The organism is Aridibaculum aurantiacum, assembly GCF_017355875.1.
Lineage (GTDB): Bacteria > Bacteroidota > Bacteroidia > Chitinophagales > Chitinophagaceae > Segetibacter > Segetibacter aurantiacus.
The window spans coordinates 312,135-325,738 of sequence record NZ_JAFEWC010000003.1; the positions used below are offsets into that span (position 1 = coordinate 312,135).

Sequence of the window (13,604 nt, forward strand, 5' to 3'; positions counted from 1 at the left end):
TGATTAGAAGGATATTTATAAATAGCTAAAAAAGTTTTAGTGAAGAATATTATTACGTTTTTGATGATTTGCTTTTGTGGTTTTGCGCTTAGCAGCTGCATAGGTACTGCTAAAAGCACGGCAAATGACAACCTTAGTTGGACGAAGAAAGTAGGTGCAAGAAAAACACCTAAGAAGCAAACTGTTTACTGGGTAAATACCTATGGAGCAACAAACGATGGCAAGACACTCGCAACGCCTTTCATCCAACGAGCTATTGATGAATGTGCGAAAAATGGAGGAGGTACTGTTGCTTTTAAAACAGGTGCTTATCTCACTGGTTCGCTTTTCCTGAAGAGTAATGTTCACTTGCGGATCGATAAAGGTGTATTGCTGCGCGGCAGTACCAATTTTGATGATTATCCTGAAATAGATACACGCATTGCAGGAATAGAAATGAAGTGGCCTGCAGCACTGATTAATGTACTAGACCAAAAAAATGTAGCCGTAACAGGTGAAGGAAAAGTAGATGCCCAAGGCAAGTTCTGCTGGGACAAATACTGGGCTATGCGCCGCGAATATGAACCCAAAGGCTTGCGCTGGATAGTAGATTATGATGCCAAGCGTGTACGTACATTCCTTGTGCAATCTTCAGAAGATGTAACGCTGAAAGGATTGACATTTTCCAATGCAGGCTTCTGGACAGTGCAGCTGTTGTATTCAAAATATCTTACTGTAGATGGTGTTACCATCCGTAACAATGAAGATGGACATGGACCCAGTACAGATGGGATAGATGTAGACTCCTCATCTTGGGTGCTGGTGGAGAATTGTGATATTGACTGCAACGATGATGACTTCTGTTTGAAAGCTGGTCGTGATTGGGATGGGCTTCGTGTTAACCGTCCTACAGAGTACGTGGTGATACGCAATTGCATAGCTCGTAAAGGTGGAGGCCTTCTAACTTTAGGTAGTGAAACGTCAGGTGGTATAAGACACGTATTGGCTGAAAACCTAGTAGCCAAAGGAACGGGTAATGGCTTTCATATCAAATCTGCAACCACACGTGGTGGCGTAGTAGAAGACATACATTTTAGGAACGTGGTGATGGATAGTGTTGGCAATGCATTCATGTATACCATGAACTGGAATCCTACATATAGTTATTCTTCATTGCCTGCAGGTTACAACTACGACAGCCTGCCGGCACATTGGAAAACGATGCTGCAAAAAGTAGAGCCTGCGGAAAAAGGTATCCCAAAGTTCAAGAACATCTTCGTGAACAACGTTGAGGTGAAGCAATCAAAGAAAGCCATTAGTGCAAGCGGACTGGAGCAATCATCACTTGATAATTTCAATTTCACAGATGTTAATATCAACACAGCAAATGCCGGTGAAATAAATCATGCAGTAGATTGGACATTTAAGAACGTAGAGATAAAGGCGAAAGACAACAGCAAGGTAAAGGTGAAGGATTCCAAAGAGATGAAGTTGTAAGATTATTGGTGGAAGGTTTCTTTTAATAAAGTAGGGCTGGTCGATAGCAATTAGATAAACTATTATAGCTCCACAGGGATATCTGGTGCTCAATTGATAGGGAAAACGTTCCGTAGGAACGATATGTCGGTAGAAAAAGATGATCGTAAACAATCACGTTCCGTAGGAACGTTTGGCGGGTAACAATTCATTGAGAACGCATTCATCTTTTTTTAGAACGCCTGGTGGAAATTTAACATATAGAAAAAGACGCTATTGAGGACAAAGAAATTGTGTTAGGTTAGGATAAAATAAACCAACATGCCTAACACATACACACAATGCACATACAATTTGTTTTTGCTGTTAAATATCGTGCTGCATTGATAAGTGATGAATGGAGAGAAAGATTGCATCAATACATGACAGGGATTTTTCAAAAGAATGAACATAAGTTGTTGCAGATAAACAGTATGCCTGACCATGTTCATGTTTTTATAGGAATGCGTCCCCATCAATCTGTTTCAGCTTTGATGCAGCTCGTGAAGGGTGAAACAAGCAAATGGATTAAAGAGCAAAGGTTGTGTAATCATCCATTTGCATGGCAGGAAGGATATGGAGCATTCTCTTACGCCAAAAGCCAGGTTGCGGATGTTGTGAGGTACATCCAGAATCAGCAGGTGCATCATAGGAAGGAAACATTTTTAGATGAGTACAGGAAGTTCTTAAATGCATTCGAAGTTGATTGGGATGAGAGGTATATTTTCAAGGAGCTGCAGTAAAAGGATGAAGTATTTAAAGAATGTACTTTAATTCTTTGTCTTTAGATGGTTCAGCACCTAACGTTCCTATGGAACGTGGATATGACCGTTAGATATTGCTACCGACCAGATGTTCCTAGGGAACATGGTAGCATACATGTAGAATGTTTCTTCTTTACATAAAGAACGTTTGGTTGGTAGAAGAAATGAATAGTGGTTCATCGTTCCGTAGGAATGTTTGGTTAGTAGATGAAATCAATAGTTGTTCATTGTTCCATAAGTAACGTTCGATGGGTAGAAGAAATGAATAGTTGTTCATCGTTCCATAAGGAACGTTTGGTGGGTAGCAAATAGAAAAAAATTGTTTATCGTTTCTTAGGAACGTCTGGTTGGTAGAATAGAATACATGTTTTATCGTTCCGTAGGAACGTTGGGTTGGTAGTAGAAGAAATGAATAGTTGTTCATCGTTCCGTAGGAACGTTGGGTGGGTAGCCGATTAAATATAAAAGAGTGCAAGTGTGCGACGCAACGATGCTTCATAGAATTATCAATGCTGGTTACAAAAAAGTAAAATTTCATGATTCGAAGATTTCATATTTCCCTTTGCCTGCTGCTGACTTTGCTTGTGTTAGATGCAAACGCGCAGCGCATGATGGAGCGGCTGGATCGTGGAGTGGTGGCAGTAAGAAATGCTGAAGGCAAAGTATTTGTCAGCTGGCGGTTGCTGGGCAATGAAGCGGATGATCTTGGCTTCAACGTTTATAGAACAATTGGCGAAAAATGCGAGAAACTGAATAAGCAGCCGGTGACAACGACCACCAGCTTTTTAGATGAGCTGACTGATACATTAGCACAACGGGCCTACGTGGTGAAGGCAACTGTAAAAGGTAAAGAACAGGAGGACTGCAAGCCCTTTATCCTGAATGGTGGTAACGTTCCTTATTTCTCAATCCCGCTGCAAACGCCAAAAGGATATAGTGCTAATGATGGTTCTGTGGGTGACCTGGATGGCGATGGACAGTACGAGATAGTGATACATATGACCGGCAGGGGGCGCGATAACAGCCATGCTGGGTTTACTGATCCGGCTATCTTTCATGCGTATAAAATGGATGGAACTTTGTTGTGGTCCATCAACCTTGGTAAGAACATCAGGGAAGGCGCGCACTACACACAGTTTATGGTGTACGACCTGGATGGTGACGGCAGGGCAGAAGTGGCCATGAAAACCGCAGATGGGTCAATTGATGGAAAAGGCAATGTGATTGGCGACTCTACCAAAGACTGGCGCAATGCAAGAGGCTATGTACTTGCAGGTCCTGAATACCTGACGGTGTTTGATGGGCTGACTGGTGCGGCGCTTGCTACCACAGCATATATACCGCCGCGTCATGCTAAACTGGAACCTTCAGTGGATGAACTGAAGCAGGTGTGGGGCGATGGTTATGGCAATAGGATGGATCGCTTCCTGGCTGCTGTTGCATATCTTGATGGAAAAACGCCCAGCCTCATTTTTACACGCGGATATTATACAAGATCGGTGCTGGCTGCCTTTAAATACAGCAATGGAAAAATTACACATCAATGGATTTTTGATAGTCATGATCCTGCTTATCCAGGCAATAGAAAATATGCAGGACAAGGTGATCATAGCCTAAGTATAGCTGATGTGGATGGTGATGGTAAAGATGAAATTGTATTTGGTGCAATGACTATAGATAATGATGGAAAAGGATTGTATTCAACAGGGCTTGGTCATGGTGATGCACTGCATGTTACCGATCATGATCCCTCTCGCCCGGGTTTGGAAGTCTTCAATATACAAGAACGATTTGATGATGCAGGTGCCAACTTTCGTGATGCACGTACAGGTGAAGTGTTGTGGAAGTTGCCATCAGTAAAAGCAGGTGATGATGGTGAAGGTCCCGGTAGGGGATTGGCCATTGATATTGATCCACGTTATCCAGGTAGTGAATGCTGGGTATTTGGTGCAGGCATAAGAGGATTGTACGATGCCAAAGGCAACAAGATATCTGATAGAACGCCACCCACTTGCAACTTTGGTATTTTTTGGGATGGCGATGTGCTGCGTGAGCTCCTTGATGGCACCAACATCTTTAAGTGGAAGTATGAAAGCGAAGCAGTTGAACGCATGCTGGATGCATCTAAGTATAACTGCGTACGGAACAATGGAACAAAATCAAATCCTGTTTTATCAGCAGATATTATGGGCGACTGGAGAGAAGAGGTGATCTACAGAACAGCTGACAGCAAAGAGCTACGCATTTTTTCAACCAGTATTCCTACTGATAGAAAGTTTTATACGCTCATGCACGACCCGCAGTACCGCTTGAGCATTGCATGGCAAAATGTAGGTTACAATCAACCACCGCATACAAGTTTTCATATTGGTGAAGGCATGAAGAATCCGCCAAAGCCAAATATTGTTTTCCCAATAAAAAAGTAAGTGCTGCTTGTATTGATGAATGATCTTTGATACCAACATCTGTATTCCATAGCATCATCGTTGCGTCGCAATACGTTCGTCGGCAGTGCAGGTAGGTAGCTTCAGTTTCATATGCAGGTAGTTTATGATTTTACAACAACCCTTGCCACTAAAAATCTACTAGAACTAATAACATATTTATGAATAAGACAAACAAATGGATCTACTTTTTCCTGGTAGTACTTGCTTCCTGCACTGCTGCTAAAGTATTATCCGATGAAAAGAAACCAACCTTTTACATCATAGGTGATTCAACAGTACGCAATGGTGATGGCAGTGGCAGGAACAACCAAATGGGTTGGGGAAGTTTTATAGCCAACTACTTCGATACAACAAAGATCGATGTTCAAAATCTTGCAGTTGGTGGTAGGAGCAGCCGCACGTTTATCACCGAAGGCAGGTGGGACAAGATCATGGCTACGCTAAAAGCAGGTGATTATGTCATCATGCAGTTTGGACATAATGATGGTGGTGCTTTGGATGATACAGCACGTGCACGTGGTACCATCAGGGGCATAGGCGAAGAGTCGAAGGAGATATACAACCCGATAATGAAGAAGCAGGAGGTGGTGCACACCTATGGATGGTATATGCGCAAGTACATCAACGATGCAAAATCTAAAGGTGCTATACCAATCGTTTGTTCACCCATTCCACGCAACCAATGGAAGGATGGAAAGGTTATTCGCTCCACGGATAGCTATAGCAAATGGGCCAGGGAAGTAGCGCAGGCTGAAGGCGTTCATTTTATTGATCTGAATGAGCTGGTATCACAACGATACGAAGCAATGGGTGCTGACAATGTAAAACCCTTTTTTCCTGTAGACCATACGCATACCAATAAAGAAGGTGCACAGCTAAATGCTGAAATAGTAGTAGCTGCATTAAAGCAAATAAAGCCGAAGGGACTGAGCAAGTACTTGAATAAGCAATAAGGATCATCGCTATTTTCTCAAGCTTTTCCTCACGATTTTCGAATCATAAGCGTTTAGTTCCCGGTAATCAATTGTGTTATTATGCATTCTACAAAAGAAAAAAAGGGCTTGCTACAGGTTTACATCAAAGGCTGTTCAGTCATCTTATGTTATTTATTGGCTGTTCAGATTGTTGCTGGTCAAACTAAGATAAACCGCCAGGAGCTTGTATCGCGACACAATGTTATCAATACCAAAGTTGATCCTTTGTCATCATTGTCTGTTGGTAATGGCAGGTTTGCATTCACTGTTGATGTAACAGGCCTTCAATCTTTTCCTGAGGCTTATGCCAAAGGCGTTTCTTTAGGAACACAATCCGAGTGGGGGTGGCATAGCTTCATTGATACGAACGGTTACAAGCGCGAAGAAGCAATGAAGCCGTACCGGTTAAACGGGAGAGATATTGCTTACACGGTGCAATGGAATGATCCGGAACGCAATAAGGCGGCATCCAACTGGTTTCGGCAAAATCCTCACCGGTTGCAGTTAGGTAATGTTGGTTTTGAAATACAGAAGGCTAATGGTACAATTGCTACTATTGATGATGTAAAAAACATCAGGCAGCAGCTAAACCTTTGGACGGGAGAGATCACCAGCAGTTTCACAATAGAAGGCATCCCTGTTACTGTTTCTACTTTTTGTCACCAGCAACAGGATATGATAGGTGTAAATGTCCAGTCAGGTTTAATCAAAGAGGGAAGACTGAAAGTAAGATTGCGTTTTCCATATCCCACAGGAGATTGGAGTGATGATGGAACAAATTATGATCATCATGAAAAACATACTTCAAAATTAATTGCGAGTAATACTGCGGAAACTTCCATACTGCACCAGCTCGATACTACTTCATACTTTGTTAGCTTGTCTCATTCTCCGGCAACGGCTTCCAACTCTGGACCTCATCAATTTGTAGTAACGCCTTCCGCAACGAATGACGCTTTTCAATTTACCTGCCGCTTTGCTGCAACGATAACTAATCTTTCAACTAAGGCTTCATATGATGAAACCAGGACGAGTAGCATGAGGGAGTGGAGGGATCATTGGACCAAGGGTGCGGCAATTGATTTTAGTGGAAGTACAGATATAAGGGCGAAGGAACTTGAGCGAAGGATCATCCTTTCGCAATACCTGATCAAGATACAGGAAACAGGATCCAATCCTCCGCAAGAGACAGGCCTTACTTATAACAGTTGGTTTGGCAAACCTCATATGGAAATGCCTTACTGGCATCTTGCACACTATCCGTATTGGGGTCATAAAGATTTACTGGAAAGGAATATGGACTGGTACTTCAGGGCGGCAGATAAAGGCAGGGCTATAGCCAAAAGGCAAGGTTTTGATGGTATCCGCTGGCAGAAGATGACAGATAATAATGGTGATGAAACTCCTTCATCTGTTGGTGCTTTTCTTATCTGGCAACAACCTCATCTGATCTATTTCGCTGAAAGTATTTACAGGCAAAAAAAGGATACTTCAGTTCTGAAAAAGTACAAAGATCTTGTATTTGGCACTGCAGATTTTATGGCTTCCTTTCCTTTTTATGAAGAAGAAAAAGATCGTTACATCCTAGGCAAAGGATTGATCCCGGCACAGGAACGATTTAAGGCTGAAGAAACCTTCAACCCGACATACGAGTTGGTTTATTGGAACTGGGGCCTGAACATGGCGCAGCAATGGCGAGAGCGCCTGGGAATGCCGCGCAACCCGAAGTGGGATGAAGTTTTAAGAAAGTTAGCAAAGCCTGCGGTAAAAGATGGAATGTACCTGGCTACAGAAAGTGCCACCGACAGCTATACCAACCCACGGTACAGAACGGATCATCCCTCGGTTGTTGCAGCTTTGGGTGTAATGCCTGCGACAGGGCAGATAAGCCCGGTTATCATGAAAAACACGTTCAACTGGATATGGAAGAACTGGGAATGGGATCATACCTGGGGTTGGGATTTTCCAATGTTTGCAATGACGGCAACACGCTTAGGCATGCCTGGAAAAGCAATGGATGCACTGCTGATGAATATTCGCACAAACACCTATTTGAACAACGGGCACAATTACCAGGATGAGCGATTGAGAATATACCTGCCAGGCAATGGCGGCTTGTTGACTGCAGTAGCATTAATGTGTGCAGGATGGGATGGCAGCAAAGAAAAAAATCCGGGTATACCTAAAAATGGTAAATGGAAAGTAAAGTGGGAAGGGCTGCAGAGGTTGCCTTAACCGCTGTGCAATAAAACAGCAAAATAAACATGTTTTACTGCTTCACTGCTTGCAATACTATACGAACGTTTATCAAGCTATTACTTGCTGCCAGGCAGGCACAAAAATGAAGAAGTGGTCATTCGTGGTTCATCAATTTCTACATTCAACTACAGGATACTACAGGATGGGTAACATCACCATTTTCATCCTAAAGCACATACATTCGTAACTCACTCAAGGCTTGCATATGTTAAACAGATATCTACAATTTATTTGCGTTTTAATAGCAGTTTTATTCAGCAGTTGCCGAGCCACAAGGGTGCCTGCAAAAGACCAGGTGATGGCACCTATGCGTCTCACCAACCAGTACTTTATGAACAAGTGGCCGGATGCAGGTAAGCCAATTGTCACCAACAAACAACGGCCAAGTAATCTATGGACGCGTGCTGTGTACTATGAAGGCCTGATGGCTTTATACGCAATTGATAAGCAGCAAGCATACTATGACTATGCTGTGCAGTGGGGCGAAAAACATAAATGGGGATTACGCAATGGTGTCAACACTCGCGATGCAGATGACCAGGCGGCTGGCCAGACTTACATAGACCTGTACATGATGGACAAAAAGCCAGAGCGTATTAAGGATATCAAAACTTCTATAGACCGCATGGTGAAGAGTGAGAAGAGTGATGACTGGTTTTGGATAGATGCGCTGCAGATGGCTATGCCTGTATATGTGAGGCTGGGCGTACTGTATAATGATACCAGCTACTTCAACAAGATGTATGAGCTGTACGCCTTCACCAAGTACAAGCACGGCGGCAAAGGATTGTACAATCCTGCTGACAAACTTTGGTGGAGAGATAAAGATTTTGTTCCACCATATAAAGAGCCAAATGGTGAAGATTGCTACTGGAGCCGTGGTAATGGCTGGGTAGTAGCTGCCCTTGCACGCACTTTGGAAATGTTGCCAAAGTCAGACCCGCATTACAATGAATACTTACAAGACTTCAAAGACATGTGTAGCGCTTTGCTTCCTATTCAACGTGCTGATGGTTTTTGGAACGTAAGCCTGCACGATCTTACTCATTTTGGTGGTAAAGAAACAACCGGTACAGCCTTGTTTGTTTATGGGTTTGCATGGGGCATGAACAATGGTATTTTGCCTAAGAAGACATACCTGGCTCCAGCCATAAAAGCATGGAATGCTATGGTGAAAGAGAGCGTACATCCTAATGGATTTCTTGGATATGTACAAGGCACAGGAAAAGAACCTAAGGATGGCCAACCTGTTAGTTATACCAGCATGCCTGATTTCGAAGATTATGGTCTAGGATGTTTTTTACTTGCTGGTACTGAAATGTATAAGATGAAGTAACAGGCATTCCTGCTTTGCATTAACACATGAACGGACGGTAAAATAAAGTTCATATACCTGCGCCATAATCAGAAGGTGTTCATCCCTCATCTTGATTATGGCGTTGTTCATTCAAGCATATTCTTGTTATTCGGAAAGCATTCTCCATAATAGTTTAAGTTGAAGTAAATTACCTAACACCTTTCCTTTGCCACATATGATTAAGCCCCTTTTCCCATTCTTGTTATTTAGCTGTATTACATGCTTGCCCTTTGCATCCGATGCCCAGGTAAAAAATAAGCTTGAATATTTTGCAGCCAGTGATGTGCAATTGTTGCCAGGCATTTTCAAATCAGCTGAACAAACAGATCTGAAATATATTCTGGCTCTTGATGCCGATAAATTGTTAGCTCCTTATTTACGTGAAGCAGGTCTGCCTGCTAAAACAGAAAGCTATTCCAACTGGGAGAACTCAGGGCTTGATGGTCACATAGCAGGGCATTATGTTTCTGCACTTGCTATGATGTATGCCAATACAAGTAACATGCAGGTACACGACCGTTTGCTGTACGTAATAGATGAACTGGAAAAATGCCAACAAAAAAATGGCAATGGATATGTAGGTGGCGTGCCTGGTAGCAACCAGTTGTGGCAATCTGTAATGAAAGGTGATGTACAAGCTCTGCAAAAAAAGTGGGTGCCTTTTTACAACATTCATAAGATGCAGGCTGGATTGCGCGATGCCTATTTGTATGCAGGTAATGAAAAGGCAAAAGCAATGCTGATAAAATTCAGCGACTGGTTTGTGCAACTTGCATCTTCTCTTTCTGATAAGCAAATGCAGGAAGTGCTGCGGATAGAGCACGGAGGTGTGAACGAAGTATTGGCTGATGTTTATGCTTTAACGGGCGATCGGAAATATTTAGATGCTGCGTATAAATTCTCTCATAAAGCCATTCTTGATCCGCTAAAGGCAAAGCAGGATAAATTAAACCACCTGCATGCAAATACACAGATACCAAAAGTAATAGGCTTTAAACGTATTGCTGATGTTAATAACGACACTGCCTACAATGCTGCTGCTACTTTCTTTTGGAACACCGTTGTCAATAATAGAACAGTGGCTATAGGTGGTAATAGTGTGCGTGAACATTTCAATCCTGCTACGAATTTCACTTCGATGATACAAAGTGAAGAAGGGCCCGAGACATGCAATACGTACAACATGCTCAAGCTTACTAAACAGGTGTACCAATCGGAGGCGCTGGTGAAGTATGTTGACTATTATGAGCGGGCTCTATATAATCATATTCTATCTACACAACACCCGGAGAAGGGGGGCTTTGTGTATTTCACCCCTATGCGTCCCGGGCATTACCGGGTGTATTCGCAGCCACATACCAGCATGTGGTGTTGTGTTGGTTCAGGAATAGAGAACCATGCTAAGTACAACGAGATGATCTATGCTCATTCGGGCATAGATCTGTATGTAAATCTTTTTATTCCCTCAAAGCTTCAGTGGAAGGAGCAGGGAGTAACCATAACACAGGAAACAAAATTTCCTGAAGAAGAAAGAACTTCTTTCACCATCAGCACAAAGCATTCAAAAGCATTTCGTTTACACATACGTTATCCATCATGGGTTACGGCTGGCGCTATGAAAATTTCAATCAATGGAAAAGCGGTAGCAACCAAAGCATCTCCATCATCTTATTTGATTGTAGATAGGCTTTGGAAGGCGGGTGATAAAGTAGTGGTGCAGCTTCCTATGCGCACTGCCGTGGAGCCAATGCCTGCAGGGTTCAATTATGTAGCCGTTTTTCATGGCCCTGTTGTGCTGGCTGCTAAAATAGGTAACGATGCAATGCCTGGTTTATATGCTGATGATAGCAGGATGGGCCATGTGGCAAAAGGACCTAAGTATCCACTGCACGAGATGCCAATGTTTGTTACCGAACAACAGGATATTGCTGCTGCCATCAAACCTGTTCCGGGTAAACCTTTGACATTTAAAGCGCCTAATATTATTCATCCTGCTAAATATGATAAACTGGAGCTAGTGCCTTTTTATAAAATACATGATGCGCGGTATGTGATCTATTGGCAAAAGGAAACACCTGCAAGCCTGCAGGCAATACAGGAAAAGCTGGCTGCTGATGAAATAGCGGCTGCACAGTTAGCAGCAATTACCATTGACCAGGTAAAGCCGGGTGAACAACAGCCAGAATCAGATCACTTCATGCAATCCGAAAAGTCGACGACCGGCGTGTTTAGCGACAGGCATTTCAGGGAAGCAAGAGGCGGATGGTTTAGTTATGTACTGAAAGACCAACAGCTACAAGCAAAGAAGCTACGCATTACCTATTGGGGAATGGACAGGAACCGTAAGTTCAACATACTGGTGAATGATACATTGATTGCGCAGGTTGAATTGAAAGGAGAAAATGGCGAAGATTTTTATACTGTAGATTATCCTCTGCCAGCCGAAGTTGTGGCTGGTGGCAAAGGAAGTTTAGTAGTGAAATTTGCAGCAGTTGATAATTCACTGGCAGGTGCTGTATACGATATAAAACTGCTGAAGTAGGCAAGGAGGGAGGCAGTGTTTATGTTGCTTGATTGTATTAAATAATCCACATAAAGTAAGAACTGTAGTCTTGGAGATCAGAGACCAGTGATTGGTGAATGGATCTACAATGCCAGGAACCAGGAACCAGGAACCAGAGACCAGAGACCAGCAACCAGAGACCAGTAATCAGGAACTTAAAATAGATATAGAACGGAAGAAAAAAGGAGCTTCGGCATATGCTAGAAGCTCCTTTTGTTTCGCTACAAGTAGTGCTGGCTACTTCAGTGAGTTACCATATCCAACTATAAGTACAGATGCAATGATGGTAAATATTCCTACCACGATTGTAGTGCGTGTTTTGCTGGTAACTCCTTTCCACTCGTTCAATATCAAACCCCACGCATTGGCAATAAGAATGATGAACGCCATGTGCAATATCCATGAGCTTGCACCATTACCAAGTTTACTTTCTCCCATACCGTAAAAGAAGAACTGTAGGAACCATGTAGTGCCAGCAAGAGCACAAAACAATACGTTTCTTAGGATAGGTGTTTGTTTGTTAGTATAGTCTTTGAACGTTTTGTTGCGTGCATTCAAAATAAGACACCAGATAAGGTTAGTGGTCAATCCACCCCATAGCAGTACAACATAAACCACGTTGTTCCTGTAAAGGAATTCTACAGGTCCTGGGTTCATGTGTTTCCATGCATCGTTGGCCACCATAGCCATAGGAGAACCGGCTTCCAAGCCAAAGCTAAAGCAGGCGCTAAGTACACCTGATACAATGGCAACAAACAAGCCCAGCCCAATCTTAAATTCATTGTTGCCAGTAACATTGGTCTTTTCAATAGAAGCGGCTTTGGCAGTAAGATCGCGCTCTTTCATGATGCCGGCCTTGCCGCATATGATAATGCCGATAACACAAACAGCAAGACCTATCAGCACCAGTTGTCCCCAGCTTGTGTTAAGCAGTAGCGTCATAGTATCTTTTCCTTCTTCAGGGAAGAAGTCGTAATAAATAGATGGAATGATAGATCCAAAAACAGAGCATAGGCCAAGTATAACAGAACTACCCAACGCCACGCCAAGATACCTTACACCAAGTCCGTAGGTCAAGCCGCCTATACCCCAAAGCAGACCAAATACATAGGTAGCAGTAAGCGTGCTAGTATCCGTACGTGCTATTATTTCAGAAAAATTAGGAATAGTAAGATAGGCTGCAAGTGGTGGGATGACAAGCCATGAGAAAAGTCCACCTACCAACCAATAACTTTCCCATGCCCAACCTTTTACTTTTTTAAAAGGGATGTAAAAACTTCCAGAGGCAAAGCCGCCAATAAAATGAAATAGAACTCCGAGAATAACTTGCATTTTTTCTTCTTGAAATGTGAATGAGTTAGTGAATATAAGTAAGCATCGTGTAAGTAAAGCAACTTACGATTAAGCTAGTTACACAAGATGCTTCATTTTTAAGGCATGTAAAAAACTTCTTGTAATGGTATACTTACAGGCGAGCTATCTTCATTAGTTTCCATGATGTCAGCCATATACTTCCACCATTTTTGCATCACCGGGTGTTGTGGCAATTGATCCAGTGCAGCAGGGTCATCTATTTTTAAAATCCCGATCAAATCATTGGTTGTAGCGTCGAGAAAAATAGAATATTCGCTGATGCCCGTTTGCTTGAGCAGCGCCTGTAGTTCAGGCCATATCTCATCATGCCTTTTCTTGTATTCTGCTTCTTTGCCTGGAAAGAGCTTCATCTTAAAAGCAACTCGTTTCATT

The 13,604-nt window shown here is 42.7% G+C and carries 10 protein-coding genes; 7 read left to right on the forward strand and 3 right to left on the reverse strand.

Annotation, left to right across the window (positions count from 1 at the left end):
* Positions 1-39: 39 nt before the first annotated feature.
* Both J4N22_RS14995 and tnpA read left to right on the forward strand, forming a co-directional pair.
* Positions 40-1,476, forward strand: coding sequence for a glycoside hydrolase family 28 protein (locus tag J4N22_RS14995; protein WP_342450937.1), 1,437 nt, complete (start codon positions 40-42; stop codon positions 1,474-1,476).
* 320 nt (positions 1,477-1,796) lie between these two features.
* Positions 1,797-2,237: an IS200/IS605 family transposase gene (gene tnpA / locus J4N22_RS15000; protein ID WP_242692248.1), complete on the forward strand. Its 441-nt coding sequence runs from the start codon at positions 1,797-1,799 to the stop codon at positions 2,235-2,237.
* Between the two features lie 154 nt (positions 2,238-2,391).
* Here tnpA and J4N22_RS15005 read toward each other — a convergent pair whose 3' ends face one another.
* On the reverse strand, positions 2,392-2,796 hold the full coding sequence (locus J4N22_RS15005; RefSeq protein WP_207495902.1) for a hypothetical protein: 405 nt from the start codon (positions 2,794-2,796) through the stop codon (positions 2,392-2,394).
* Here J4N22_RS15005 and J4N22_RS15010 point away from each other — a divergent pair.
* The 5 genes from J4N22_RS15010 to J4N22_RS15030 all read left to right on the forward strand — a co-directional run bounded on the left by J4N22_RS15010 (position 2,795) and on the right by J4N22_RS15030 (position 11,837).
* Complete coding sequence (locus tag J4N22_RS15010) at positions 2,795-4,684, forward strand: rhamnogalacturonan lyase (RefSeq protein ID WP_207495903.1); 1,890 nt, start codon at positions 2,795-2,797, stop codon at positions 4,682-4,684. The two genes, J4N22_RS15005 and J4N22_RS15010, sit on opposite strands and share 2 nt — an antisense overlap.
* Positions 4,685-4,863: 179 nt before the next feature.
* Positions 4,864-5,658, forward strand: coding sequence for a rhamnogalacturonan acetylesterase (locus J4N22_RS15015; protein ID WP_207495904.1), 795 nt, complete (start codon positions 4,864-4,866; stop codon positions 5,656-5,658).
* Positions 5,659-5,739: 81 nt separating this feature from the next.
* Positions 5,740-7,914: a hypothetical protein gene (locus J4N22_RS15020; RefSeq protein ID WP_207495905.1), complete on the forward strand. Its 2,175-nt coding sequence runs from the start codon at positions 5,740-5,742 to the stop codon at positions 7,912-7,914.
* A 229-nt stretch (positions 7,915-8,143) separates the two neighbouring features.
* Positions 8,144-9,274: a glycoside hydrolase family 88/105 protein gene (locus tag J4N22_RS15025; protein ID WP_207495906.1), complete on the forward strand. Its 1,131-nt coding sequence runs from the start codon at positions 8,144-8,146 to the stop codon at positions 9,272-9,274.
* 196 nt (positions 9,275-9,470) lie between these two features.
* Complete coding sequence (locus tag J4N22_RS15030; RefSeq protein ID WP_207495908.1) at positions 9,471-11,837, forward strand: glycoside hydrolase family 127 protein; 2,367 nt, start codon at positions 9,471-9,473, stop codon at positions 11,835-11,837.
* Between the two features lie 258 nt (positions 11,838-12,095).
* Here J4N22_RS15030 and rhaT read toward each other — a convergent pair whose 3' ends face one another.
* Positions 12,096-13,190, reverse strand: a complete 1,095-nt coding sequence (gene rhaT / locus J4N22_RS15035; protein ID WP_207495909.1) for an L-rhamnose/proton symporter RhaT — start codon at positions 13,188-13,190, stop codon at positions 12,096-12,098.
* 98 nt (positions 13,191-13,288) lie between these two features.
* The gene (gene rhaM / locus J4N22_RS15040) at positions 13,289-13,603 is read right to left on the reverse strand and encodes an L-rhamnose mutarotase (RefSeq protein WP_207495911.1); all 315 of its coding nucleotides are present in this window, start codon (positions 13,601-13,603) and stop codon (positions 13,289-13,291) included.
* Between the last annotated feature and the right edge of the window lies 1 nt (position 13,604).

Bases quoted from the DNA above. Each gene is read 5' to 3' on its own strand.
- tnpA (WP_242692248.1), top strand. From the start codon at position 1,797: ATGCACATACAATTTGTTTTTGCTGTTAAATATCGTGCTGCATTGATA.
- J4N22_RS15010 (WP_207495903.1), top strand. From the start codon at position 2,795: ATGATTCGAAGATTTCATATTTCCCTTTGCCTGCTGCTGACTTTGCTT.
- J4N22_RS15005 (WP_207495902.1), bottom strand. From the start codon at position 2,796: ATGAAATTTTACTTTTTTGTAACCAGCATTGATAATTCTATGAAGCAT.
- J4N22_RS15015 (WP_207495904.1), top strand. From the start codon at position 4,864: ATGAATAAGACAAACAAATGGATCTACTTTTTCCTGGTAGTACTTGCT.
- J4N22_RS15020 (WP_207495905.1), top strand. From the start codon at position 5,740: ATGCATTCTACAAAAGAAAAAAAGGGCTTGCTACAGGTTTACATCAAA.
- J4N22_RS15025 (WP_207495906.1), top strand. From the start codon at position 8,144: ATGTTAAACAGATATCTACAATTTATTTGCGTTTTAATAGCAGTTTTA.
- J4N22_RS15030 (WP_207495908.1), top strand. From the start codon at position 9,471: ATGATTAAGCCCCTTTTCCCATTCTTGTTATTTAGCTGTATTACATGC.
- rhaT (WP_207495909.1), bottom strand. From the start codon at position 13,190: ATGCAAGTTATTCTCGGAGTTCTATTTCATTTTATTGGCGGCTTTGCC.
- rhaM (WP_207495911.1), bottom strand. From the start codon at position 13,603: ATGAAACGAGTTGCTTTTAAGATGAAGCTCTTTCCAGGCAAAGAAGCA.